The organism is Neorhizobium populisoli (assembly GCF_019430945.1).
GTDB classification, from domain to species: domain Bacteria; phylum Pseudomonadota; class Alphaproteobacteria; order Rhizobiales; family Rhizobiaceae; genus Neorhizobium; species Neorhizobium populisoli.
On sequence record NZ_JAHYCB010000002.1, the window covers coordinates 248,929 to 272,205 of the forward strand.

Consider the following 23,277-nt stretch of genomic DNA (forward strand, 5'->3'; position numbering starts at 1 on the left):
GAGTACCGCGCGCCTTGAAGGGTGCGGCTTTCCAAGGTTTGTTCGAGGAGGAATGACCAATGCATATTACCGGCGGATGCCATTGCGGCCAGATCACCTATGAAGCCGAACTTGACCTGCAACGGGTCGCCATATGCCATTGCGTCGATTGCCAGAAACTGACCGGCTCGCCCTTCCGGGTCACGGCGGTCGTCTCTGAGGACGATCTCAAAGTGACCGGCGAGCCAAAAATGTACAAGCGCACTGCCGATAGCGGCCGGGTACGCCAGCAGCATTTTTGTGAGAACTGCGGGTCGCCGCTATTCGTCAACGGCGAGGGCGGCGAAGCGACGAAAATCTGGGGCATCCGTTGGGGCAGCATCGATCAGCGACTGGATATCAAGCCGTTGCGTCAGGTCTGGTGCCGTTCCTCGCCCGATTGGCTGAAGGATATCGGCGAACTGCCAGCCAAGGAAAAAGACTGAAGTTCCAATAAAAAAGCCCGCCGGATCAGCGTCCGGCGGGCAGTTTCTTGGGCAGGGAATTTTGAAAGCTTAGGCGGCGATTGCGATCGCACCGCGGCGGGCATCGACCGAGTAGGCGCCGGCGCCGACGGTGGCGAGCAGGATATAGGCGCCAGCCAGCGTGAAGTTCTTCATCAGCATGATGCCGTTCAGGGCATTGATCCAGCCGAGGGCGGCATCCGGCCAGCCCGGGACGGCAACGGTGCCGCTATGGAATATGACGCCGGTGAACACGCAGAACAGGGCAAGCGCCCAGCCGACGATGCGGGTCTGGAAGCCGACGAGAACGGCAAGGCCGGTGACCAGTTCGAACAGGCCGGCGAGATAGGCAAGCGCGGTTGCGGCAGGCATGCCGGCGCCGGAAATCATGCCGGCGGTACCGGCCGGGTCGGTCAGCTTGCCGAAGCCGGAATAGATGAACATGAAGGAAAGCAGGATACGGGCGATCAGCAGGATCGTGCTGTTGGCATTGGACATTGGAAATCTCCGTGGGGTTCGGTGCGGTGGCACGCGTTGAATTTCTGAATGCCTATTTGCCCCCTTTTGTCGCAGGTTGAAAGATGAACAATGGAAGACGGTTTGTTCAATTATGTTGAACAAACCAGCGTTCACGGCTCTTTACACCTGTGTCGGAATGCCCTGCGGATAACCTTTCGTTTACCTTTCTGAATGCAACCTTCAAGTGACGTTCATTGTTAATCCGTCACTATCCGATCGTTCTCAGAGAGAATTTTGCGTCGAAAGGAATATGCCATGAAGAAGATCATTATTAGCGCGCTCGCCCTCGTTATGGTTTCCGCCATCCCGAGCTTTGCCCAGACTTATCGCAGCGAGGCCCGGGAAAACCGCCAGGAACACCGCATCTATCGCGGTGCCGCGAAGGGCCAGTTGACGCCGCGCGAATTGAACAACATCGCCCGTCAGCAGCACCGGATCGACCGCGCCCAGTCGCGGGCCGCACGCGATGGCTATGTCAGCCACAGCGAGCGCAAGAATATCGAGCGCATGCAGAACCGCGCCTCGCGCAACATCTATCGCAAGACCCATAACGGCCGCGATCTCTATTGATCGTTCGGAAGCCGTTTCGAAATCCGCTCGGCGAACCGGGCGGATTTTTTGTTTTCAGCGGCCGAGCCTGATCGGAAAATACGCCCGCAGGACTGCGCTCCGCAGCCAGAGGCCGCCCCACATGAACAGGCCCAGATAGATGCCGAACAGCACATGGCTGAACAGCGGGTTGTCCACCCGGATCTGCGTCGCCATCGCGCCGCCCAGCAGGCCGGTAAACAGGACGGCGCCGAGAAGGCTGGTGCGCGGATAAAGGTAGAGCAGCAGGAATGCCAGTTCCATGATGCCGATCGTGAAAGCGTAACCCGGAGGCCAGCCGAGCGCCTGCATCGTTTCTTCCGCCACCGCCATGCCGAACAGTTTCGGAGTGACCGACGCGCCGAGCATGAAGATCGCGAAGATCGTCGTCAGCGTGTAGCCGGCCCATTTCATTTTGGTTTCCATGATACGTCCCTCTCGATTGGTCATCGTTGATCGCTGCGGCGGGGCAATCAATGACGCCCGCACCGTGTGATCCAAGGACGCTGTCGGGCAATGTCAGCCGACATCGGCAGGCAAATTTTCCCTAAGTCTGGAAACGACGTAGCGGGGTTAGATCTCTTCGATCCGCCGTGCATCTTCGGGCAGCACGGAAAGCTCGCGCCAGTCGATCTCTTCCAGCAGAAGATTGTATTCGTCGACATTGATATCGCTGGTGGAGCGCAGGTCTTCCAGCTTTTGTCTCTGTGCAACGATCGCTGCCAGCGCGAGGCGCCGATAGTTTTCGAGCGAGTTGGCGCTTTCGACGCGGGAAAGCGCCTCCTGCTCGAGGCGGAATTTCGAGCGCAGCACCTCGGCTTCCGCCTCCCGCTCGCCTTCCAGCCTGGCAAGGCCTGCGGCGGCAATCAGGCCGCGGGCGGCGGCAAGTTCGCGCGGGCCGTCGGCGCGGCGGTCGAGGCCGAGCCAGCGGATGACCGGGCCAAGCGTCAGCCCCTGCAGGACGAGGGTGGCGAGTACCACGGCAAACGCCGTCAGCACCACCACGTCGCGCTGTGGGAAATCGGCGGGAAGTGCAAAGGCGGTGGCGAGCGTCACCAGCCCGCGCATGCCGCACCAGCCGGAAAGCAGCCCCTGCGTCATGCTCGCGGGTTCGGGCCGGCCGTGGCTCACGGCATACCAGGCGTGGATCCGGTTATATCCGACACAGACGACGAAACGCATGACGATACAGGTGATCACAACGATCAGCGCGAAGATCGCTGCATCGCCCAGATTGTCCGAATTCATGTTGCCGACGATGTCGCGCGCCTGCATGCCCATCAGCAGAAAGGCCATGACGTTCAATACGAAGACGACGGCCGTCCAGACCGCATAGGATTGCACCCGCATGCGCGCCGAGGAGATCGCCTCGCTGGTTCTGGCAAGCGTCATGGCCAGTGCCACGATGGTCAGTACCGCAGAGAGACCGAGCCGCACTGCGAGGATCCAGAGCAGGAAGGTCTGCACGAACTGCAGCAGGTTGCCGCCCAGCGTGCCGCTGACAAAACCCGTCAGGCGCCGCACCAGAAGGGCAGCGCCGACGCCGAGCAGAATGCCGCCCGGCACGGCAAACCCGAGATGCAGGGCAACTTCCGTGTCCATATGCCCGGCCGACTGGATCGCCAGGGCAGCATCGAAGATCAGGAGTGCTGCTGCATCGTTGAACAGGCTTTCGCCGCGCAGCACCGTATCCGTGGTGCGGGGGATCGCCATGGAGGAAAGAACGGCGGTCGCCGCAGCCGCATCCGGCGGCGCGACGATCGCGCCCAGTACCAGCGCGGCGGCGATCGGCAGTCCGGCATAGGCCCAGCCGATCCAGGCGACGGCGGCGGCGGTGAAGACGACCCCGCCGATGGCAAAGACCAGCAAGGGCAGCCAGAAGCGCCTGGCGATCCCGACGGGAAAATCGAAGGCCGCATCGAGCAGGGCAGGGGCGATGAAGAGGGCAAGCGCGGTGCCCGGCTCCAGCGAGATGTAGGGCATGCCTGGCACCAGCGCGACCGCGGCGCCCGCCATGGCGAGCATGGAGGGATAGGGCACGCGAAGCCGACGGGAAATCTGCAGCAGCACCACCGCGACAAGAAGCAGGACAAGCAGGCTCTCGAAGAAACTCATGGCATGACCTGTCGTTGGCATCGGGCTAAGGCGCCGCTATCGATGTTTGTAGCGAAAGAATGCCGGTATAAAAAGCCGCCGCGTCAAGCCGGGAATCGCCGGACTATGGGCCGATCGGTGGCATGCCCGGCATTGTTCCAGAGGTTTACGTCTCGTTAACCACAGGCGCGTAGAAATTATCGGCGCGAAATGAACGACGCGGATAACCTTAGTGGGATCAACATGTACGTTGTATCGGTGCTGGATAACGGCGACCAGCGGACCTTCGTGTCCGAAAATCTGAAAATATTGGATCGAATTGTCTACGCAACTATTTGCGGCTCTTCGAAACAGTTCCTGCTGGCGGATATTCTCGATATCGTGCCGGTCGATGCCATGTCGACGAAAACTCCGTCGATGCGGAATATTACATCACAAGTTCAGTAAATATTATCGCTTACACGTCAGGGTTTCGTCAATCTTGCTTCGCAATGAAGCAGGGATCGTAGCCAATAGCCGTCGTTTGCCGGCTTACGCTATCGTCGATCATTCCTGAGCTTTGACCGCAACCGATCACAAGTTGGGGTGCGGCCAAAGAGAGCTCGCCGGCTGCCGTCGGCGAGCTTTTTGGCGTTCGCCGACGGGCACTCCAATCGACCAAGGCCCAAACAAAAAGGGCGGCCCGAAGACCGCCCTTTCCGTAACTGAACCGGATGGCTCAGATGTGAAGACCTGAAGGTCTTACATCATGTCCATGCCGCCCATTCCGCCCATGCCGCCCGGCATGCCGCCAGCAGCGCCGCCGTCCTTCTTGGGAGCTTCGGCAATCATGGCTTCGGTGGTGATCAGCAGCGAAGCAACCGAAGCTGCGTTCTGCAGAGCCGTACGAACAACCTTGACCGGGTCGACGATGCCCATGGCGATCATGTCGCCGTATTCAGACGTCTGGGCGTTGTAGCCGTAGTTGTCTTCGTTCTTTTCGAGGATCTTGCCGACGACGATGGAAGCTTCGTCACCTGCGTTGTCCGCGATCTGGCGAACCAGGGACTGGAGGGCGCGGCGGATGATAGCGATGCCGGCTTCCTGGTCCTGGTTTTCACCCTTTGCGGTGATCTTCGTGGAGGAGCGCAGCAGAGCGACGCCGCCGCCCGGTACGATACCTTCCTGAACAGCAGCGCGCGTCGCGTTGAGAGCGTCGTCGATGCGGTCCTTCTTTTCCTTGACTTCGATTTCCGTCGAACCGCCGACGCGGATCACGGCAACGCCGCCAGCGAGCTTGGCAAGACGTTCCTGCAGCTTTTCGCGGTCGTAATCCGAAGTGGTTTCTTCGATCTGCGCCTTGATCTGACCAACGCGGCCTTCGATGTCCGACTTCTGGCCGGCACCGTCGACGATCGTGGTGTTTTCCTTGGAGATCGAGACCTTCTTGGAACGGCCGAGCATGTCGAGCGTGACATTTTCGAGCTTGATGCCGAGGTCTTCGGAAATGACAGTGCCGCCCGTCAGGATGGCGATGTCTTCCAGCATGGCCTTGCGGCGATCGCCGAAGCCCGGAGCCTTGACGGCAGCGATCTTGAGGCCACCGCGCAGCTTGTTGACGACGAGCGTTGCAAGAGCTTCGCCTTCGACGTCTTCAGCGATGATCAGGAGCGGCTTGCCGGTCTGAACGACAGCTTCGAGAACCGGCAGCATAGCCTGGAGGTTCGAGAGCTTCTTTTCGTGAAGCAGGACGTAGACGTCGTCGAGATCGGCGATCATCTTTTCCGGGTTGGTCACGAAGTAGGGCGACAGGTAGCCGCGGTCGAACTGCATGCCTTCGACGACTTCGAGTTCGGTTTCGGCGGTCTTGGCTTCCTCAACCGTGATGACGCCTTCGTTGCCGACGCGCTGCATGGCTTCAGCAATATCGAGACCGATCTGCTTTTCGCCGTTTGCGGAGATCGTGCCGACCTGTGCGACTTCTTCCGACGTGTTGATCTTCTTGGCCTTGGCCTGGAGATCCTTGACGACGTCAGCAACGGCGAGATCGATGCCGCGCTTCAGGTCCATCGGGTTCATACCGGCTGCAACGGCCTTGCCGCCTTCGCGAACGATGGCCTGGGCAAGAACGGTAGCGGTCGTGGTGCCGTCGCCGGCGATGTCGTTGGTCTTCGAAGCAACTTCGCGGACCATCTGGGCGCCCATGTTTTCGAACTTGTCTTCAAGTTCGATTTCCTTGGCGACCGATACACCGTCCTTGGTGATGCGCGGAGCGCCGAAGGACTTGTCGATGATGACGTTACGACCCTTCGGGCCGAGCGTTACCTTCACTGCGTCAGCGAGAACGTCGACGCCGCGCAGCATCTTTTCGCGCGCGGTGCGGCCGAACTTGATTTCTTTAGCTGCCATTTTGAGAACTCCTGAAAAGGGGTGTCAGCAAATTACGAGAAAGGTGGAACCGGCAATCAGCCGATAACGCCCATGATGTCGGATTCCTTCATGATCAGAAGGTCTTCGCCGTTGAGCTTGATTTCCGTGCCGGACCACTTGCCGAACAGAACGCGGTCGCCGACCTTGACGTCGAGCGCGGTGACCGAGCCCTTGTCGTCGCGAGCGCCCGGGCCGACAGCGATGATTTCGCCTTCAGCCGGCTTTTCCTTGGCGGTGTCCGGAATGATGATGCCGCCCTTGGTCTTTTCTTCAGACTCGACGCGCTTTACGACAACGCGATCGTGCAGGGGGCGGAAAGATGTGCTTGCCATTGTCTTATCCCTCGATCAAATGACATTGACGGATCTAAGGACCCGCGATGGTGAGTTAGCACTCATCTCCCGAGAGTGCTAACGACAGCCGAGATAAGGGTGCCTACCGGCTGAGTCAAGAACGGTTGCAAAAATTCACAATCGCTCCAGCCCTTCAAGCAAAACAATATTAATGCGGGGCCGATCCTGGCCGACGCCTGCTCGGGCTGGCCGGCTTCTGCCACCGGACTTTGGTGGAAGCATGGCGGCGGCTTTGCGGGACGCCGATAAACAGCTGTATCGCGGAAAGTTCAAGTCATACAGATTTCATCTGTATTCTGTAAGCGGGGCGTCTTTGCCGGGGGAAAGGGTATCGATGGAAGCTGTCGTCGAAGCGGAAGGTGACGTGCAGGCACCGCCCACACTTGGCGAAATGACCGCCGTTTTTGCCCGCATCGGCTGTCTGAGCTTCGGCGGTCCCGCAGGCCAGATCGGCATGATGCATCGGGCGCTCGTCGAGGAAAAACGCTGGATCTCGGAAGAGCGCTTCCTGCATGCGCTGAACTACTGCATGCTCTTGCCCGGCCCCGAGGCGCAGCAGCTCGCCACCTATATCGGCTGGCTGATGTTCGGCACGCGCGGCGGGATCATTGCCGGATTGCTTTTCGTCTTGCCGGGACTTGCGGTGATGATTGCCCTGTCGGCGGCTTATGCACTCTATCAGGAGACAAGCTGGCTGACCGGCCTGTTCTTCGGCCTGAAAGCCGCCGTCCTGGCGATCGTGGTGGAGGCGGTGATCCGCCTCGGCCGCAAGACGCTGAAGAGCCGTTTCCTGATCGGCGTCGCAGCGCTCGCCTTCATCGCTCTGTTTTTCTTCGGCCTGCCATTTCCGCTCGTCGTGTTCCTGGCGGGTCTTGCGGGTTTCGTCGCGGCCCGTTCCAATCCGTCGCTTGCTGCCTCCGCCGAGCCGGCCGACCTGCCGAAACGTCCTCCGGTTTTGCAGGCCGTTTTAACGCTGGGCCTGTGGATCGTCATCTGGTTGGCGCCGCTCGCCATTCTCTGGGGAATTTCCGGCGCGGCGGCGCTCGCCGATCTCTTTGGCTTTTTTGCAAAGATGGCGATGGTCACTTTTGGCGGCGCCTATGCCGTGCTGGCCTATGTCGCACAGGTGGCGGTTCAGGATTATGGCTGGCTGAAGCCGGGCGAAATGCTCGATGGTCTGGCGCTTGCCGAAACCACGCCGGGACCGCTGGTGCTGGTGCTCTCCTTCGTGGGCTTCCTCGTCGGCTTCCGGGAGGCCGCGGGTCTCGGCGCGGTAACGGGCGGCATCATCGGCGCATTGCTGGTGGCCTGGGCGACCTTTGTGCCGAGCTTCATCTGGATCTTTGCCGGCGCGCCCTACATCGAGCGGCTGCGCGGCAATCCGGTCCTTTCTGCCGCATTGTCCGCCATCACCGCGGCGGTCGTCGGCGTCATACTGAACCTCGCCATCTGGTTCGGCCTGCATGTCCTGTTCCGTGAAGTGCGTCAGATCGATCTTGCTCCGGCTGTCGGCCTCAGGCTTTCGATCTCGACCCTTGCCAGTATCGATCTCGCCGCCCTCCTGCTTTTTGTGATCTCCGCCCTTCTTCTGTTCCGTTTCAAGGTCGGCATCGTGTCCGTTCTCGCTCTTTGCGGCATTGGCGGACTTGTCGTCAGAATGTCCGGCCTGATGTGACGGCGGAGTGAAATATCCCCGCTTTCCGGCAAATCTCCTTGCCATCGCGGCCGAGCTTTGCGACATCAGCGCCAATTCATACGAAATTCGGACAGGCAGACATGGCGAAGCGCATCCAGAACTTGAGCGAAGTAATCGGCGAATACGACGTTATCCTCTCCGATGTCTGGGGCGTCGTGCACAATGGCGTCGAAGCCTTCCCGCAGTCCTGTGCCGCACTTGGCGAGGCGAGCAAGGCCGGTGCCACGGTCGTGCTGATCACCAATTCCCCGCGCCCGGCACCCGGCGTCATCACCCAGATGAAGCAGCTCGGCGTGCCGGACGGCACCTATGACCGCATCGTCACTTCGGGCGACGTTACCCAACACCTGATCGTCGAAGGTCCGAAAAAGGTCTTCCTGATCGGTCCCGACCGCGACCTCAATCTGTTCGACGGTCTTGGTGTGGAAGTATCGTCCAGGGAAGACGCGGATTGCATCGTCTGCACCGGTTTCTTTGACGACGAGAAGGAAGTGCCGGAAGATTATACCGACATGTTGACGGCCTTCGTGAAGCGCGACGTGCCGCTGATCTGCGCCAATCCCGACCTCGTGGTCGAGCGCGGCCACAAGATCATCCCCTGCGCCGGCGCGGTCGCTGCCTATTACGAACAGCTTGGCGGCAAGATCCGTGTGGCCGGCAAGCCGCATCGCCCGATCTACGAGGCAGCATTGGATGCCGCCCGTGAAGCGCGCGGCGATTTTCCGATGAACCGGGTTCTGGCGATCGGCGACGGCATGCCGACGGATGTACGCGGCGCGCTCGCATATGGCCTCGACCTGCTCTATATCAGCGCTGGCATCCATGTGGCGGAATACACGATCAACGGCCAGACCGATGAGGCCATCCTGCACGCATGGCTGAAACAGGAAAACGCCACGCCGAAATACTGGATGCCGCGTCTTGCCTGACCTTTGGGCTTAAACCGGAACTGCCGCATGACCGTCTTCCACCGCAATGAAAAGAAGGAACCGCTGCCCGACGAACTGAAGGGCGGCGTGATTGCCATCGGCAATTTCGACGGCGTGCATCGCGGCCATCGCAGCGTTCTGGAACGCGCGCTGGACCTGGCGGAAAAGCGCGGCGTGCCAGCCCTGGTCCTGACTTTCGAGCCGCATCCCCGCACCGTCTTTCGCCCCGAGACCCCGGTTTTCCGCCTGACGCCTGCACCGCTCAAGGCGCGCCTTCTGGAAGCCATGGGTTTCCGTTCGGTCATCGAATATCCCTTCGACCGCGAATTTGCGACCCGCTCTGCGGAAGAGTTCATCCAGACGATCCTGGTCGATTGGCTGGGCGCCAGCGCCGTCGTCACCGGGTTTGATTTCCACTTCGGCAAGGGCAGAGAAGGCGGCCCGGCCTTCCTGATGGCGTCTGGTGCCAAGCACGGTTTCGAAGTCTCGCTGATGGACGCCTTTCGCGATGAAAACGCCGAAGTCATCTCGTCCAGCCGTATCCGGAGCATGGTGGCGGCAGGCGACGTGGTGGGCGCGGCCGGCCTGCTCGGTTATCGCTACACGGTCGAGGCTGAAGTGATCGGCGGCGAAAAGCTCGGCCGCCAGCTGGGCTTCCCGACCGCCAACATGCGGCTCGCGCCGGAAGCTGAATTGCAAGCCGGTATCTACGCTGTCCGCTTCCGCCGCCCCGACGGCACGGTGTATGATGGCGTTGCGAGCTACGGCCGCCGTCCGACCGTGACGGAAAACGGCGCGCCGCTGCTCGAAACCTACATTTTCGATTTCTCCGGCAGTCTTTATGGCGAAACCTGCTCGGTTTCCTTCTTCGGCCATCTGCGCGATGAATTGAAGTTCGACGGACTTGATGCTCTGGTGGCGCAGATCAGGCGGGACGAGGAAGAGGCGAGGGCGCTTCTATCGGGCGTCCGGCCGCTGAGCGAGCTGGATCAGAAGATCGCGTTCGCTTCAGGCACAAACAACGAAGGATGATGTGATGGCATCGACCCCACGCAGGCCAGTCAATGCAATGGATGCCGCCGAGGCCCTGTTCAAGCCGGCCAAGAAGGCGGCTGCACCCGCAGTCGAAAAACGCGCAATCCCCGAGACGAAGGAACTCGTCTCCCTGAAGCTCGACAGCGCGGTTATTCAGTATTTTCAGGATGACGGCCCGGGCTGGCAGGATCGCATCAACGATGCGCTGCGCGCCGCGATGCTGGCGAACCCGAAGGACTGAGCGGGGCCGGCCAATCGTTGCGCACCGGCTCGAAGTCTCTTCCTTTTCCCGCAAAAACCGCTTAAGAACCGCCACCATGAAAAAGTTCTGGCTGGCCCAGGTCATAACCAATGTGACCATTCGAATTATCGGCCCGGCCTTCCGCGCGCTGTAACAGCGGCCGGAGGGTCCGGGTTTTCGGCGCTTTCAAGCTAGCGCCTCCGCCACCGAATTTTCATCGATATGCGCCCATTCCCGCGGCGCCAGAGACGATTGATCCTCATGACCGACACAGCTGAAAAGCTCGACTATTCGAAGACCCTCTATCTGCCAGAAACCGATTTCCCGATGCGCGCCGGCCTGCCGCAGAAGGAGCCGGAACTGGTTAACCGCTGGCGGGAGATGGACCTCTACAAGCAGCTGCGTGCCTCCGCCGCCGGCCGCGAAAAGTTCGTCCTGCACGACGGCCCCCCCTATGCCAACGGCAACATCCATATCGGCCACGCGCTGAACAAAATCCTCAAGGACGTCATCACCCGCTCGTTCCAGATGCGCGGCTACGACTCGAATTACGTTCCGGGCTGGGACTGCCACGGCCTGCCGATCGAGTGGAAGATCGAGGAAGAGAACTACCGCTCCAAGGGCAAGGCCAAGCCTGACCTGAAGCAGCCTTCGGCGATGATCGAATTCCGCAAGGAATGCCGCGCCTATGCCGAAAAGTGGATCAAGATCCAGGCGGAAGAGTTCAAGCGCCTCGGCATCGTCGGGGATTTCGACAATCCGTATCTGACGATGAATTTTCACGCGGAAAGCCGCATCGCCGGCGAACTCCTGAAGATCGCCACGAGCGGCCAGCTTTATCGCGGCTCGAAGCCGATCATGTGGTCGGTCGTCGAGCGCACTGCGCTGGCGGAGGCCGAGGTCGAGTATCATGACTACGAGAGCGACACGATCTGGGTGAAGTTCCCGGTGGTGGACGTCAATGTCAGCAAGGAGAGCCTGACCTATCTCGTCGGAATGCAGCTTGGGGCTACGACCGAAGGGGTTTCGTTGGAAACCCCGGCGGCCAAAGCATTGTTTGACAAGTATCTGGCTGATGCGAAGGAATTAGTTGGCGCGCATGTCGTCATCTGGACAACGACGCCGTGGACGATCCCCGGCAACCGCGCCATCGCCTATTCGCCGCGAGTGGCTTACGGCCTCTATGAAGTGACTGAAGCCGTTAATGAATTCGGTCCAAAACCGGGTGAACGACTGATCTTTGCGGATGCGTTGGCCGAAGAATCGGCGGCAAAAGCGAAGCTCACCTTCAAGCGCCTTGGCGATGTGCCGGCTGCTCTCATGGCCGGCATCACCGCTACCCATCCGCTCAAGGACCTCGGCTACGACTTCCTCGTCCCGCTCCTCGCCGGCGACCACGTCACCGATGATGCCGGTACCGGTTTCGTCCACACCGCTCCCTCCCACGGCCGCGAAGACTTTGAGGCGTGGATGTCTAGCGTCAAGGAGCTCGAAGCTCGTGGCATCGACACCCGCATCCCGTTCCCGGTCGACGACAGCGGCACCTACACCGCCGACGCCCCCGGTTTCGAGGGCGCCCGCGTCATGGACGATAGCGGCAAAAAGGGCGATGCCAACGATCGTGTCATCAAGGCGCTGATCGAGCGCAACGCGCTGTTCGCCCGCGGCCGCCTGAAACATTCCTATCCGCATTCCTGGCGCTCCAAGAAGCCGATCATCTTCCGCAACACGCCGCAATGGTTCGTCTATATGGACAAGGACCTGAAAGACGGCACGACGCTGCGTTCGCGCGCCCTCAAGGCGATCGACGATACCCGTTTCGTGCCCGCCGCCGGCCAGAACCGCCTGCGTGCCATGATCGAACAGCGCCCGGACTGGGTTCTGTCCCGCCAGCGTGCCTGGGGCGTCCCGATCTGCGTCTTTGTCACCGAAGAAGGCGAAGTCCTGAAGGACGAAGCCGTCAACCAGCGCATCCTCGATGCCTTCGATGCTGAAGGTGCCGATGCGTGGTTCGCGGAAGGCGCCAAGGAGCGCTTCCTCGGCAACGAGCATGACGGATCCAAGTGGATGCAGGTCATGGACATCCTTGATGTCTGGTTCGACTCGGGTTCAACGCACACCTTCACGCTGGAAGACCGCCCGGACCTGAAATGGCCGGCCGACGTCTATCTGGAAGGCTCCGACCAGCATCGCGGCTGGTTCCATTCGTCGCTGCTCGAATCCGCGGCCACCCGCGGCCGCGCGCCATACGACACGGTCGTCACCCATGGTTTCACCATGGATGAAAAGGGCCAGAAGATGTCGAAGTCGCTCGGCAATGTCGTGGCGCCGCAGGACGTCATGAAGGATGCCGGCGCAGACATCCTGCGCCTCTGGGTCATGACCACCGACTATTGGGAGGATCAGCGCCTCGGCAAGACGATCATCCAGACCAATGTCGATGCCTATCGCAAGCTGCGCAACACGATCCGTTGGATGCTCGGCACGCTCGCCCATGACGATGGCGAAGAGATCGCTTACGCCGAGCTTCCCGAGCTCGAAAAGCTGGTGCTGCATCGCCTGGCCGAACTCGATAAGGTCGTGCGGGACGGTTATGATGCCTTCGAATTCAAGAAGATCGCCCGCGCGCTGATCGATTTCTCGAATATCGAACTGTCGGCCTTTTATTTCGATATCCGCAAGGATGCGCTCTATTGCGACGCCCCGTCGTCGCTGCGCCGCCGTGCGGCTCTCGCCGTCATCCGCAAGATCTTCGACTGCACGGTCACCTGGCTTGCGCCCATGCTGCCGTTCACCACGGAAGAAGCCTGGCTGTCCTTGAAGCCGGATGCGGTTTCGGTTCACCTCGAACAGTTCCCGTCGGTTCCCGCCGAATGGAAGAATGAGGCGCTCGCCGAAAAATGGGTCGCCATCCGCAAGGTGCGTTCGGTTGTGACAGGCGCTCTCGAGATCGAGCGCAAGGACAAGCGCATCGGCTCGTCGCTGGAGGCAGCCCCAGTGGTTTACGTCAGTGATGCCGAATTGTTGAAGGCGCTGGAAGGTCAGGATTTCGAGGAAACCTGCATCACCTCCGGCATCTCGGTCATTGCCGGCGAGGGTCCTGAAAGCGCCTTCCGTCTGGCCGAAGCACAGGGCGTCGCCGTCGATCCGAAGCTGGCGGAAGGCGTCAAATGTGCCCGTTCCTGGCGGGTAACAACCGATGTCGGTTCCGATCCGCAATATCCGGATGTTTCGGCCCGTGACGCAGTCGCTCTGCGGGAACTGGCTGCCCTCGGCCGGCTATAAGCCGCTCTCGCGGTCTATAAGTTGACTTTGGCGGCTTCTAAATTTGGGGAAATTTGCCGGATGATTGCGCTTCTGCTTATCATCCGGTAAATATGCCCGAAATTGGCCGGATTTTCCGGCCAATGGGTGCTGAGTTGAGTGGAGCGCCGGGACGGGCGCCGCTGGAAGGGTTTTGATGAAAGCGACATCTGCGTTTCGTGTCGGCATGGGCGTGACCGGCATCCTCGCCTCGGTTGTGACCCTTTCGGGCTGCATGGGCCCGACCTACGGCACCGATAAGCCGGCATTCGAACAGCTGACCGATGATATCGGTGCATCCGTTTCGATGGGCTTGGACAAGGACGAAGCCCGCAGCAATCTCAAATATCAGCCGCGTCCTTCGCTGGTCGTGGCGACCAAGCAGCAGGGCACGGCGCTGCCTGCGCCGCAGCAATCGGTGGCCAGCCGCGAGAACAACCCGAACTGGGTCGAATCGCCGGAAGAAACCCGCGCCCGCCTTCGCAAGGAAGCTGACCAGTACAAGAACGATCCGAGCTATCGCTCGCCGCTCCTGGCCGGCAACGGCAAGGCCGGTCAGATGACCGAAACCCAGAAATGGCAGGCTTTCCGGGATGCCAAGGCAAATGCCGAAAACGTCGATGTTTCCGGCGGCCGTCGCACGCTGACGGAACCGCCGAGCGAATTCCGTTCCGCGGACGCCAACAGCCTGACCGATCTCGGAGAGCCCGAAGAAAAGAAGGCAAAGCGTCGCAAGCAGGAAGCAGTCGATGCCCGCAGCGGCAAAAGCTGGTGGCAGTTGTTCTAAGCCGGTCGGTGCGGCTTAGGCTTCCCTTTTCGATCTGAAAAAGCTGGTAAGGATATCGGCAGCCTCGGTTTCGCCGATGCCGGAATAAACCTCCGGCACATGATGGCATGTTGGCTGGCTGAAAAAGCGAACCCCATTGTCCACGCCGCCGCCCTTCGGGTCTTCCGCACCATAATAGAGCCGGCGGATGCGGGCGAAGGATATCGCGGCCGCGCACATCGTGCAGGGTTCGAGCGTCACATAAAGGTCCGCTCCCGTCAGCCGCTCCTGGCCAAGCGTTGCAGCGGCGTTGCGGATCACGGCGATTTCGGCATGCGCGGTAATGTCGTTTTCGGCGCGGGTCCGGTTTCCGGAACGGGCGACGATACGGCCGTCCAGCACCAGAACGGCGCCGATCGGCACCTCTCCGCGGTCACTTGCAGCGCGCGCTTCGGCAAGTGCGACATCCATGAAACCGTCCGTATTAGGCATTTCAGCGATTTCCTCTTAACCCGGATCGCGCGAACTGGTAGGAAGCTTCCAACCGGATGCCCGATTTGCGGGCTCGCTCCATCGAAATCAACACGAACAAGCCAGTCAAAACGAACTAGAATCTCCGGATCGTTCCGTCAGACATGACGCTTCAGGCAAACTACAAATGAATTCAAAAGACAAGCCGAAGCGCGGCGAAGCCAAAACCTTCGTGCGCGAAACCAAGCCCCGCTCGGCAGACAGCAAGAAGCCGGCCGGCGGCGCCAAAGCCGGTTTTTCCGCCAAGGCCGGTCTCGGCCCGAAGAAGAGCGCTGCGGCCGACAAGCCGGCCCGCAAGCTGCCGCCCGCGCCTGCGACGATGGAAGCTGACGGCAAGCCGGAGCGCATTTCCAAGATTCTCGCCCGCGTCGGCGTCGCTTCCCGTCGCGATATCGAACGGATGATCCTCGAAGGCCGCGTCAGCCTCAACGGCAAGACGCTGGATACGCCAGTCGTCAACGTCACGCTCGCCGATACGATCGAAGTGGATGGCGCACCGATCCGCGGCATCGAGCGTACCCGCCTCTGGCTCTATCACAAGCCGGCCGGCCTGGTGACCACCAATTCCGATCCGGAAGGCCGCCCGACCGTATTCGACAACCTGCCGGAAGGTCTTCCGCGGGTTCTCTCGATCGGCCGCCTCGACATCAATACCGAAGGCCTGCTGCTGCTCACCAACGATGGCGGCCTGTCGCGCACGCTTGAACTGCCGACCACCGGCTGGCTGCGCCGTTACCGCGTCCGCGCTCATGGCGAGGTCGATCAGGAAGCGCTGGACAAACTGAAGGAAGGCATCGCCGTTGACGGCGTGCTGTACGGCGCGATCGACGCGACGCTGGACCGGTCCCAGGGACGCAACGTCTGGATCACCATGGGTCTGCGCGAAGGCAAGAACCGCGAAATCAAGAACGTGCTCGGCGCGCTTGGCCTCGAGGTCAACCGCCTGATCCGCATTTCCTACGGCCCGTTCCAGCTCGGCGACCTGCCGGAAGGCGAGGTGGTGGAAGTACGCGGCCGCATGCTGCGCGACCAGCTCGGCCCGCGCCTGATCGAAGAATCCAAGGCGAATTTCGACGCGCCGATCTACAATGAGCGCAGCAGCGAGGACGAAAAGCCGGCCCGCGCTGAACGCCCCGAAAGAGCGGAGCGTGCCGAAAGGCCGGAAAAGTCCGACTGGTCCGAACGGCCGCGTGCCGGCCGCGACGAGGATCGCCGCGAAAAGGCTCTTGGCCGTCTCGATACCAAGCCGGGCGACCGCAAGTTTGCCGACAAGCCGCGCGGCAAGCCCGGCGCCCGCACCGATCGCCGGGACGACCGCGATTTCGGCCGTGATGTCGGCGAAGACAAGGCCAAGAAGCGCCCGCCGATGGGCACCAGCCGCACCGCTAATGTCTGGATGGCGCCGGGCGCCCGCCCGACCGCGGACGGCAAGGAGAGAAAGTCCTCCGCCCGCGCCGAAGCCGAGCAGCTGTTCAAGAAGACACCTGAGAACGACCGCCGCATCGTGGTCAATCGCGCCGATGACGATAACGACTGGATCCGTGCCGAAGAACCTGCACGCGAGCAGCCCCGCGGCCGACGCGACGAAGAGGGCGGCGAGCGCCGTCGTTCCTTCGGCGACCGCCCGGACCGTGGCGAGCGCTCCTTTGGCGATCGTCCCCCCCGCGGGGACCGTAAGCCCCGGGAGGACGGCGACCGTCCCCGCGGCGAGCGCAGTTTCGACAAACCGCGTGGCGAACGCTCCTTCGGCGACAAGCCCCGGTTCGACCGCAAGCCGCGCGAAGATGGCGAACGCGGCGATCGTCCCGCACGTGCAAAATCCTTCTCCGGTGAAGGCCGCTCCGAGCGTCCGCGCGGCGAGCGCAGCTTTGGTGACCGTCCGCCCCGTGGAGACCGGCCAGCAGGCGACCGCCCATACGGCGACAGGCCACGCGGCGAGCGCTCCTTCGGCGACAAGCCTCGTGGCGACCGCAAGCCGCGCGAGGAAGGTGATCGTCCTGCACGGTCCTTCTCCGCTGGCGAAGGCCGTTCGGAACGTCCCCGCAGCGAGCGTCCTTTCTCCGACCGTCCGCCGCGTGGCGATCGGCCGGCAGGTGACCGCCCCTTCGGTGACAAGCCCAGAGGCGGAAAGCCGGGTGGCAAGCCCTTTGGCGGCAAACCCGGTGGCGCCAAGAGTGGCTTCGGCGGCAAGCCTTCCGGCGGTCGTGGAAAGCCTGGCGGTGGCAAGCCCGGTGGTGCCGGCCGTCCCGGTGGCCGTCCTGCCGGCGGCAAGCCGCGTACGCCCCGGGGTTGATGCGCCGTGCGGATCGTCGGTGGTGAATTCCGTGGCCGGAACCTGGCTGCGCCAAAATCGAACGACATCCGGCCGACATCCGACCGGACGCGCGAGAGCTTGTTCAACATTATCGGCCACGTCTATCCGGAAGCTCTGGATGGCGCGCGGGTGATGGACATCTTTGCAGGCACCGGTGCTGTCGGGCTCGAGGCCGTGTCGCGCGGCTGCAAGTCCGCTCTCTTCGTCGAAAACGGCGTCGAGGGCCGCGGCCTGCTCTGGGAAAATATCGACAGCCTCGGCCTGCATGGCCGGGCGCGTATCCTGCGTCGTGACGCAACCAGCCTCGGCCCGTCGAACAATATCGAGCCCTTCGATTTCCTCTTCGCCGATCCGCCCTATGGACAGGGTCTTGGTGAAAAGGCGATGCTTTCTGCCCATGCCGGCAAATGGTTGGCGCCCGGTGCCCTTGCCATTCTGGAAGAGCGTGCCGACATAAACCCCGTCGTCGATCCGGTGTTCAAGCTGCTTGAAAGCCGCACCTTCGGCGATACGCGCATGGATTTCTTCCGCTACCAGCCGACCTGAAGGACCGGATATGAACACGAGGCTTGCCTTTTCCGATCTGGAAACCGAAAGCACCGGAGGCGATCCGACCTTTGCGCTGGCACTCGGCGGCGGCGGCGCACGCGGCCTGTCCCATATCGCAATCGTCGAGGCTCTGGACGAACTCGGCATCAAGCCGGTGGCGATTTCCGGCTCGTCGATCGGCGCAATCGTCGGCACGGCCCGCGCCTGCGGCATGAGTGGCAATGAAATCCGCGAATATACGTTCGATACCGTCGGCAATCGCGGCAAGCTCCTGAACAAGCTCTGGAGCCTCGGCCCGGCTACCATGCGCGACAAGCTCGGCGGTTTCCGCTTCGGCCATTTCAACCTCGAACTCATTCTCGATGCGTTGCTGCCGCCGGATATTCCGGAAGATTTCGCCGAACTCGATATCCCGATGAAGATTTCGGTGACGGATTATTACGGCCAGACGGAAGTCGTCCTCGAGCAGGGCGAATTGCGAGCCGCAATCGCCGCATCGGCTGCCATTCCCGGCCTGTTCATGCCGGTGATGATCAACGACCGTATCATGATCGATGGCGGCGTCTGCAATCCGGTGCCCTACGAACAGCTGATGGACCTTGCCGACGTGGTAATCGGCGTCGATGTCGTCGGCGCGCCGGAGGGCGACGGCACCCATCCGCCGAGCCGGCTCGACAGCCTGTTCGGCGCCAGCCAGCTCACCATGCAGGCAAGCATCGCCCTGAAACTCAAGCTCAACCCGCCGCATATCTTCCTGCGCCCGTCGGTCAACCGCTTCCGGGTGCTGGATTTCTTCAAGGCCCGCGACATCCTCGACGAGGCCGAGCCGGTGAAGGACGAGCTGAAGCGCGCCATCGACGCGCTTCATGTGATGGCCCGCCGGGCCTGAGCCGTGGCGATCAGGCTGCTGCGCGCGAGTGTTCTGACTTGCCGGGCAGGGCTTCGCCGATCTTTCGAGCCGTTGCGAGCATGGCCTCCGGCCCGTCCGGCTGGTCCAGCAATAGTTCGGTCGTCCTGACCGGTGCGCCGCAATACCCGAAAATCCCGTGATCAATCTGCGTCCGCATGGCGCCAAAATAGCCGTGCCGCGCATAGGTTCTGAGATCCGCCCCGCCGATCGCGACGAGATGGATCGGCAGATGCTGCAGCTTCTTGACGACCTTGCCGCCTGCACGGTCGTCATAAGCCCAGCCATTGGTGAAAACTCGGTCGATCCAGCCCTTCATCAGCCCCGGCATCGACCACCAGTAAACGGGATAGACCAGCACCAGGGCATCGGCGCGATCGATCCTCGCCTGTTCGGCCCGTATATCGGACGCGAGTTCGGCATCGTGGCGAAAGGCGGCGAGGTCGCTTTCCGTAAACCGTGGATCGAAACCCTCTGCGGAGAGATCGGCGATCTCGAATGTATCTGCGCGGCCATCGCCGGTCATTCCGGCGCCAATCTGCTTGGCGGCGCTGTGGGTGAGCGAGTTCGGGTCGGGATGGGAAACGACGATCAGCGCATGCATCGGAGGGTTCCTTTGACAGTTGCGATTTGGGTGTGAAGCTTATATACTTTTAGTAAGTTACTTTTGGTATATAGCGATGTCAAGCAGCGAAATGAAAATAGACAATCCTGTCGGCACCCGCCGCCGGCTGACCCGGCAGGATCGGTTCCGTCAGCTTATGGATGTGGCTTGGTGTATCGTTAGGGACGAAGGGTCGGACGCATTGACGCTCGGCCGCCTTGCGGAAAAGGCCGGCGTCGCCAAACCAGTCGTCTACGATCATTTCTCGACGCGACCGGGTCTTCTCTCAGCGCTTTATCTCGAACACGATGCCCGCCAGACGGAAGCCATGGACGAGGCGATTGCGACAGCGGAGCATACGCTCGACAATGTCGCATCGATCATCGCCTCGACCTATGTCAATTGCGTCCTGGCGCAGGGCCGCGAGATACCCGGCGTCATAGCGGCACTGGCGGGCTCTCCCGAGCTGGAGAAGATGATGCGGGATGCTCAGGGAATGTTCATGGAAAAATGCCGCGGACTTCTCCTCCCACATGCCGGGCCGGCCGGGGTCAGACCGGCAGGCCTCTGGGCCATGGTCGGTGCGGCCGAGGCGCTTTCCAATGCCGCCGCAAAGGGTGACATTGGTGCGGACGAAGCAAAGGCCGAGCTTGTCGAAATGATCAAGGCCATGGCGCTCAGATAAAGCCTGCCTAACCGTTGGTGGCCGGCTCCACCTCCTGCGCTTCCATCGCCATGGCCCGTTTCGGCTTGATCAGCGGCTCCGGCCGGACCGGGCTGTTGAACAGTTTTTCGCGCCCGGCGCCGAGACCCTGAACAGCCTGGATCTGCAGCCGCTCCTCGTCACGCTGGCGGATGTCGTCGCCGATTTCTTCCGCTGCCGCCTCGCTCATTCCGAGCGCTTCGAGCGTCCGGCGGCCGAACAGCAAGCCGGATTCCAGCGTCTCTCGCAGCTCGTATTCGACATTGCGGTCACGCAGCGACAGCGAATGGATGCGGTCGTAGGAGCGCACGAACAGCCGGACATCGGGAAATTCCGAGCGGATCAGATCGACGATATGGTCGGTGGTTTCCTTCTTCTGGGTGGCGACGACGACGATCTTGGCGCGCTCGATACCCGATGAGGTCAACACGTCGCGGCGGGTGCCGTCACCGAAATAGATGCGGAAACCGAAATTCGCCGCCTGCCGGATGCGGTCGGCGGAATCGTCGATGACGGTCACCTCGCGGCCGCCGGCCAGCAGGATCTGCGCGGCGATCTGGCCGAAACGCGAAAAGCCGATCATCAGCACGTCTGCACCGGCGCCGGCAAAATCCTCTTCCAGCTCTTCTCGCGTTTCCTTTTGCAGCAGGCGTTTGGCCAGCGCGGCCCCGAAAGGTGTCAGCGCCATCGACAGAGTTACTGCTGCGATCAGCAGCGAAGCGGTAGCGGAGGAAAAAAGCCCCGCCGCGGTCGCGGTGGTAAACAGCACGAAGCCGAATTCGCCGCCCTGCGGCAATAGGAAGGCGATCCGCACGGCATCGTTATGGGTCGAGCCCCAGGCTCGCGAAAGGGCGTAGACCACGAGTGCCTTCACCGCCATGAACACCGGCACGGCCGGCAGGATGAAGAACAGGTTGTCGAGAATGACATGGATTTCCAGCGACAGGCCGACCGCCATGAAGAACAGCGCCAGCAGCAGGCCGCGGAAAGGTTCGATATCCGCTTCCAGCTCATGGCGATAGGAGGATTCCGCCAGCATCACGCCGGAGAGGAAAGCCCCCATCGCCATCGAAAGCCCGACCGCCTGCATGGCTGCGGCCGATCCGAGCACGACGAGCAGGGCCGCTGCGATCATCACCTCGCGGGCGCCGGTGCGAGCGATGATCTGAAACATCGGCGTCAGCAGATATTTGCCGGCGATCACCATGGCGCCCACAGCGCCGACGGCGATGGCGAAATCGCGAAGCGGGCTGGCGGCCGTTTCCTCCGTGCCGGGCGCCAGGATGGTGATCAGCGCCAGAAGCGGAACGATGGCGAGATCCTGGAACAGCAGCACGGAAAATGCCCGCTGCCCGTGTCGGCTGTTCATCTCGCCATCGTCATTGAGGATCTGCAAGGCGAACGCCGTCGAGGACAGCGCCAGACCGAAGCCGATGATCAGGCTGCCGCGCCAGTCGGCAAGCTCGGCGAAAAAGGCGAGAGCCGTCAGCGAAAGACCTGTGACCACGACCTGTGCCGGCCCGAGCCCGAATACGTCGCCACGCATCTGCCAGAGGCGCGAAGGCTTCAACTCCAGCCCGATGATGAAAAGCAGGAAGACGACGCCGAATTCCGCGAAATGCAGCACTTCCTCGGTCTCAATGATCTGCTGCATGATCGGGCCGATGACCACGCCGGCCGCCAGATAACCGAGAACCGTGCCGAGCCCGAGCTTGCGGAACACGGGTGCAGCCACCACGGCGCCGGCGAGCAGCAGCAGCATTTGCGAAAAGAGCGAACCCGGAGCGGTCATGCTTGTACTTTCAAAAATGGAATTAGGCCGGTTCTCTCAAGAATCGGAGACGCGCCCTTGATGCTTATGACAGTGCACAATAAATGGGACGGGAATGAAAGGCTTGCAATCATGACATCCGAAATCGATTCCGCCTCCCTGCTTTCCCGTGCCAGCGAATTGATCGATCTAGCCAAGGCCGCAGGTGCGGACCAGGCGGATGCGGTTGTGGTGCGTTCCCGCTCCCGTTCCGTCAGCGTCCGCCTCGGCAAGGTCGAGGGCACTGAGGCGTCCGAAAGCGACGACTTCTCGCTACGCGTCTTCGTCGGCAGGCAGGTGGCCAGCGTTTCCGCCAATCCGGGCTTCGACATGAAGACGCTTGCCGAGCGTGCTGTCGCCATGGCCAAGGTTTCGCCGGAAGATCCGTTCGCCTGCCTCGCCGACGAGAAGGATTTGGCAAAGTCCTATCCCGATCTGCAGCTCTACGACCCGACCGAAATGCCGACCGACGCCATGCGCGAGGCGGCACTTGAGATGGAACAGGCGGCGCTTGATGTGAAGGGCGTTTCCAACTCTTCCGGCGCCGGCGCCTCCGCTGGCATGGGCGGCCTCGTTCTCGTCACCTCGCACGGTTTTTCCGGCAGCTATATGGCCAGCCGTTTCGGCCGTTCCGTCAGCGTCATCGCTGGCGAAGGCACCAAGATGGAGCGCGACTACGATTTCGACAGTCGCCTTTACGCGGCCGAACTCGATGATCCGAAACTGATCGGCCTCCGCGCCGGTGAGCGCACCGTCAAGCGCGTCAACCCGCGCCAGGTCGATACCGGCTCCAACATCACCGTTGTCTTCGATCCACGCATCGCCCGCGGTTTCGTCGGCACGATTGCCGGTGCGATCAACGGCGCCTCCGTTGCCCGCAAGACCAGCTTCCTGCGCGACAAGATGGGCCAGCAGGTGCTGAAGGCCGGATTGAACATCACCGACGACCCGGTCGTCGTGCGCGGCTCCTCCTCGCGTCCGTTCGATGGCGAAGGCGTGATCGGCGAGCGCATGGTGATGATCGAGGACGGCGTGCTGAAACACTGGTTCCTCTCCACCTCGACCGCCCGCGAACTCGGCCTTCAAACCAACGGCCGCGGCGTTCGTGGCGGCACGTCAGTGTCTCCGGCTTCCACCAATCTGGCGCTGGAGCCGGGGGATATTTCTCCGGAAGACCTGATCAAGTCGATCGGTAACGGCTTCTATATCACCGAGCTGATCGGTCAGGGCGTCAACATGCTGACCGGCGAATACAGCCGCGGCGCTACCGGCTTCTGGATCGAGAACGGCGAGATCGCCTTCCCAGTCTCGGAGGTGACGATCGCGTCGAACCTCAAGGACATGTTCATGCGGGTCACGCCGGCAAACGATATCGACCGCAAATACGGTGTCGCTTCCCCGACCTTGGCCATCGAGGGCATGACGCTGGCGGGGCGGTGATCCC

22 protein-coding genes are annotated in these 23,277 nt (G+C 61.7%); 14 read left to right on the top strand and 8 right to left on the bottom strand.

Translation table 11 applies throughout. The features are described 5' to 3' along the window. Positions 1–59 precede the first annotated feature (59 nt). Positions 60–464, top strand: coding sequence for a GFA family protein (locus KX729_RS05410; RefSeq protein ID WP_219741419.1), 405 nt, complete (start codon positions 60–62; stop codon positions 462–464). A 69-nt stretch (positions 465–533) separates the two neighbouring features. On the opposite strand, the gene KX729_RS05415 is transcribed toward KX729_RS05410, so the two are convergent. Continuing rightward, a complete protein-coding gene (locus KX729_RS05415; RefSeq protein WP_219741420.1) occupies positions 534–980 on the bottom strand; it encodes a DoxX family protein in 447 nt (148 codons plus the stop codon). A 276-nt stretch (positions 981–1,256) separates the two neighbouring features. Between KX729_RS05415 and KX729_RS05420 the strand changes: the two genes are divergently transcribed. After that, positions 1,257–1,571 carry a hypothetical protein gene (locus KX729_RS05420; RefSeq protein ID WP_219741421.1) on the top strand — a complete coding sequence of 105 codons (315 nt, stop codon included), beginning with the start codon at positions 1,257–1,259 and terminating at the stop codon, positions 1,569–1,571. A 54-nt stretch (positions 1,572–1,625) separates the two neighbouring features. Here the strand turns inward: KX729_RS05420 and KX729_RS05425 are convergent, their stop codons facing one another. Together KX729_RS05425 and KX729_RS05430 are read right to left on the bottom strand one after the other, a co-directional pair. Continuing rightward, positions 1,626–2,015, bottom strand: coding sequence for a DoxX family protein (locus KX729_RS05425; protein ID WP_219741422.1), 390 nt, complete (start codon positions 2,013–2,015; stop codon positions 1,626–1,628). A gap of 147 nt (positions 2,016–2,162) precedes the next feature. Continuing rightward, entirely contained in the window at positions 2,163–3,704 is a 1,542-nt protein-coding gene (locus tag KX729_RS05430) for a cation:proton antiporter (protein ID WP_219741423.1), read from the bottom strand. Between the two features lie 189 nt (positions 3,705–3,893). On the opposite strand from KX729_RS05430, the gene KX729_RS05435 reads away from it, so the two are divergent. Continuing rightward, positions 3,894–4,130, top strand: a complete 237-nt coding sequence (locus KX729_RS05435) for a hypothetical protein (RefSeq protein WP_219741424.1) — start codon at positions 3,894–3,896, stop codon at positions 4,128–4,130. A gap of 294 nt (positions 4,131–4,424) precedes the next feature. Here the strand turns inward: KX729_RS05435 and groL are convergent, their stop codons facing one another. Next, positions 4,425–6,071 (bottom strand): chaperonin GroEL, encoded by a 1,647-nt coding sequence (gene groL / locus KX729_RS05440; RefSeq protein WP_219741425.1) that lies wholly within the window; start codon positions 6,069–6,071, stop codon positions 4,425–4,427. Between the two features lie 56 nt (positions 6,072–6,127). Next, positions 6,128–6,424 carry a co-chaperone GroES gene (gene groES, locus KX729_RS05445; RefSeq protein ID WP_219741426.1) on the bottom strand — a complete coding sequence of 99 codons (297 nt, stop codon included), beginning with the start codon at positions 6,422–6,424 and terminating at the stop codon, positions 6,128–6,130. Between the two features lie 355 nt (positions 6,425–6,779). Here groES and chrA point away from each other — a divergent pair, with 355 nt between their 5' ends. From chrA to KX729_RS05475, 6 genes are all read left to right on the top strand, one after another. Continuing rightward, positions 6,780–8,120 carry a chromate efflux transporter gene (gene chrA / locus KX729_RS05450; protein ID WP_219741427.1) on the top strand — a complete coding sequence of 447 codons (1,341 nt, stop codon included), beginning with the start codon at positions 6,780–6,782 and terminating at the stop codon, positions 8,118–8,120. A 101-nt stretch (positions 8,121–8,221) separates the two neighbouring features. After that, positions 8,222–9,070, top strand: coding sequence for a TIGR01459 family HAD-type hydrolase (locus KX729_RS05455; protein ID WP_219741428.1), 849 nt, complete (start codon positions 8,222–8,224; stop codon positions 9,068–9,070). 27 nt (positions 9,071–9,097) lie between these two features. After that, entirely contained in the window at positions 9,098–10,102 is a 1,005-nt protein-coding gene (locus KX729_RS05460; RefSeq protein ID WP_219741429.1) for a bifunctional riboflavin kinase/FAD synthetase, read from the top strand. Between the two features lie 4 nt (positions 10,103–10,106). Then, positions 10,107–10,346, top strand: a complete 240-nt coding sequence (locus KX729_RS05465) for a BrnA antitoxin family protein (protein ID WP_219741430.1) — start codon at positions 10,107–10,109, stop codon at positions 10,344–10,346. 261 nt (positions 10,347–10,607) lie between these two features. Then, a complete protein-coding gene (gene ileS, locus KX729_RS05470; RefSeq protein ID WP_219741431.1) occupies positions 10,608–13,631 on the top strand; it encodes an isoleucine--tRNA ligase in 3,024 nt (1,007 codons plus the stop codon). Positions 13,632–13,806: 175 nt separating this feature from the next. Then, on the top strand, positions 13,807–14,436 hold the full coding sequence (locus KX729_RS05475; protein ID WP_219741432.1) for a hypothetical protein: 630 nt from the start codon (positions 13,807–13,809) through the stop codon (positions 14,434–14,436). A 15-nt stretch (positions 14,437–14,451) separates the two neighbouring features. Here the strand turns inward: KX729_RS05475 and KX729_RS05480 are convergent, their stop codons facing one another. Next, positions 14,452–14,907 carry a nucleoside deaminase gene (locus KX729_RS05480; protein ID WP_219741433.1) on the bottom strand — a complete coding sequence of 152 codons (456 nt, stop codon included), beginning with the start codon at positions 14,905–14,907 and terminating at the stop codon, positions 14,452–14,454. A gap of 166 nt (positions 14,908–15,073) precedes the next feature. Here KX729_RS05480 and KX729_RS05485 point away from each other — a divergent pair, with 166 nt between their 5' ends. From KX729_RS05485 to KX729_RS05495, 3 genes are read left to right on the top strand one after another with little or no spacing between them, the layout of a single operon-like run. Beyond that, complete coding sequence (locus KX729_RS05485; protein ID WP_219741434.1) at positions 15,074–17,239, top strand: pseudouridine synthase; 2,166 nt, start codon at positions 15,074–15,076, stop codon at positions 17,237–17,239. 6 nt (positions 17,240–17,245) lie between these two features. Continuing rightward, positions 17,246–17,806, top strand: a complete 561-nt coding sequence (rsmD, locus tag KX729_RS05490) for a 16S rRNA (guanine(966)-N(2))-methyltransferase RsmD (protein WP_219741435.1) — start codon at positions 17,246–17,248, stop codon at positions 17,804–17,806. A gap of 10 nt (positions 17,807–17,816) precedes the next feature. Next, on the top strand, positions 17,817–18,698 hold the full coding sequence (locus tag KX729_RS05495) for a patatin-like phospholipase family protein (RefSeq protein ID WP_219741436.1): 882 nt from the start codon (positions 17,817–17,819) through the stop codon (positions 18,696–18,698). A 10-nt stretch (positions 18,699–18,708) separates the two neighbouring features. Here the strand turns inward: KX729_RS05495 and KX729_RS05500 are convergent, their stop codons facing one another. Beyond that, positions 18,709–19,320 carry an NAD(P)H-dependent oxidoreductase gene (locus tag KX729_RS05500; RefSeq protein WP_219741437.1) on the bottom strand — a complete coding sequence of 204 codons (612 nt, stop codon included), beginning with the start codon at positions 19,318–19,320 and terminating at the stop codon, positions 18,709–18,711. 76 nt (positions 19,321–19,396) lie between these two features. Between KX729_RS05500 and KX729_RS05505 the strand changes: the two genes are divergently transcribed. Continuing rightward, a complete protein-coding gene (locus KX729_RS05505) occupies positions 19,397–20,005 on the top strand; it encodes a TetR/AcrR family transcriptional regulator (protein ID WP_219741438.1) in 609 nt (202 codons plus the stop codon). Between the two features lie 7 nt (positions 20,006–20,012). Here KX729_RS05505 and KX729_RS05510 read toward each other — a convergent pair whose 3' ends face one another. Continuing rightward, a complete protein-coding gene (locus KX729_RS05510; RefSeq protein WP_219741439.1) occupies positions 20,013–21,815 on the bottom strand; it encodes a monovalent cation:proton antiporter-2 (CPA2) family protein in 1,803 nt (600 codons plus the stop codon). Between the two features lie 111 nt (positions 21,816–21,926). Here KX729_RS05510 and KX729_RS05515 point away from each other — a divergent pair, with 111 nt between their 5' ends. Then, positions 21,927–23,273 carry a TldD/PmbA family protein gene (locus KX729_RS05515; RefSeq protein WP_219741440.1) on the top strand — a complete coding sequence of 449 codons (1,347 nt, stop codon included), beginning with the start codon at positions 21,927–21,929 and terminating at the stop codon, positions 23,271–23,273. The last annotated feature ends 4 nt before the right edge of the window (positions 23,274–23,277 follow it).

Coding starts and splice junctions, on each gene's coding strand:
- KX729_RS05485 (WP_219741434.1), top strand. CDS start 15,074: ATGAATTCAAAAGACAAGCCGAAGCGCGGCGAAGCCAAAACCTTCGTG.
- groES (WP_219741426.1), bottom strand. CDS start 6,424: ATGGCAAGCACATCTTTCCGCCCCCTGCACGATCGCGTTGTCGTAAAG.
- KX729_RS05480 (WP_219741433.1), bottom strand. CDS start 14,907: ATGCCTAATACGGACGGTTTCATGGATGTCGCACTTGCCGAAGCGCGC.
- KX729_RS05455 (WP_219741428.1), top strand. CDS start 8,222: ATGGCGAAGCGCATCCAGAACTTGAGCGAAGTAATCGGCGAATACGAC.
- KX729_RS05475 (WP_219741432.1), top strand. CDS start 13,807: ATGAAAGCGACATCTGCGTTTCGTGTCGGCATGGGCGTGACCGGCATC.
- KX729_RS05460 (WP_219741429.1), top strand. CDS start 9,098: ATGACCGTCTTCCACCGCAATGAAAAGAAGGAACCGCTGCCCGACGAA.
- KX729_RS05410 (WP_219741419.1), top strand. CDS start 60: ATGCATATTACCGGCGGATGCCATTGCGGCCAGATCACCTATGAAGCC.
- KX729_RS05435 (WP_219741424.1), top strand. CDS start 3,894: ATGAACGACGCGGATAACCTTAGTGGGATCAACATGTACGTTGTATCG.
- ileS (WP_219741431.1), top strand. CDS start 10,608: ATGACCGACACAGCTGAAAAGCTCGACTATTCGAAGACCCTCTATCTG.
- chrA (WP_219741427.1), top strand. CDS start 6,780: ATGGAAGCTGTCGTCGAAGCGGAAGGTGACGTGCAGGCACCGCCCACA.
- KX729_RS05430 (WP_219741423.1), bottom strand. CDS start 3,704: ATGAGTTTCTTCGAGAGCCTGCTTGTCCTGCTTCTTGTCGCGGTGGTG.
- KX729_RS05515 (WP_219741440.1), top strand. CDS start 21,927: ATGACATCCGAAATCGATTCCGCCTCCCTGCTTTCCCGTGCCAGCGAA.
- KX729_RS05500 (WP_219741437.1), bottom strand. CDS start 19,320: ATGCATGCGCTGATCGTCGTTTCCCATCCCGACCCGAACTCGCTCACC.
- KX729_RS05425 (WP_219741422.1), bottom strand. CDS start 2,015: ATGGAAACCAAAATGAAATGGGCCGGCTACACGCTGACGACGATCTTC.
- groL (WP_219741425.1), bottom strand. CDS start 6,071: ATGGCAGCTAAAGAAATCAAGTTCGGCCGCACCGCGCGCGAAAAGATG.
- KX729_RS05465 (WP_219741430.1), top strand. CDS start 10,107: ATGGCATCGACCCCACGCAGGCCAGTCAATGCAATGGATGCCGCCGAG.
- KX729_RS05415 (WP_219741420.1), bottom strand. CDS start 980: ATGTCCAATGCCAACAGCACGATCCTGCTGATCGCCCGTATCCTGCTT.
- KX729_RS05420 (WP_219741421.1), top strand. CDS start 1,257: ATGAAGAAGATCATTATTAGCGCGCTCGCCCTCGTTATGGTTTCCGCC.
- KX729_RS05495 (WP_219741436.1), top strand. CDS start 17,817: ATGAACACGAGGCTTGCCTTTTCCGATCTGGAAACCGAAAGCACCGGA.
- KX729_RS05505 (WP_219741438.1), top strand. CDS start 19,397: ATGTCAAGCAGCGAAATGAAAATAGACAATCCTGTCGGCACCCGCCGC.
- KX729_RS05510 (WP_219741439.1), bottom strand. CDS start 21,815: ATGACCGCTCCGGGTTCGCTCTTTTCGCAAATGCTGCTGCTGCTCGCC.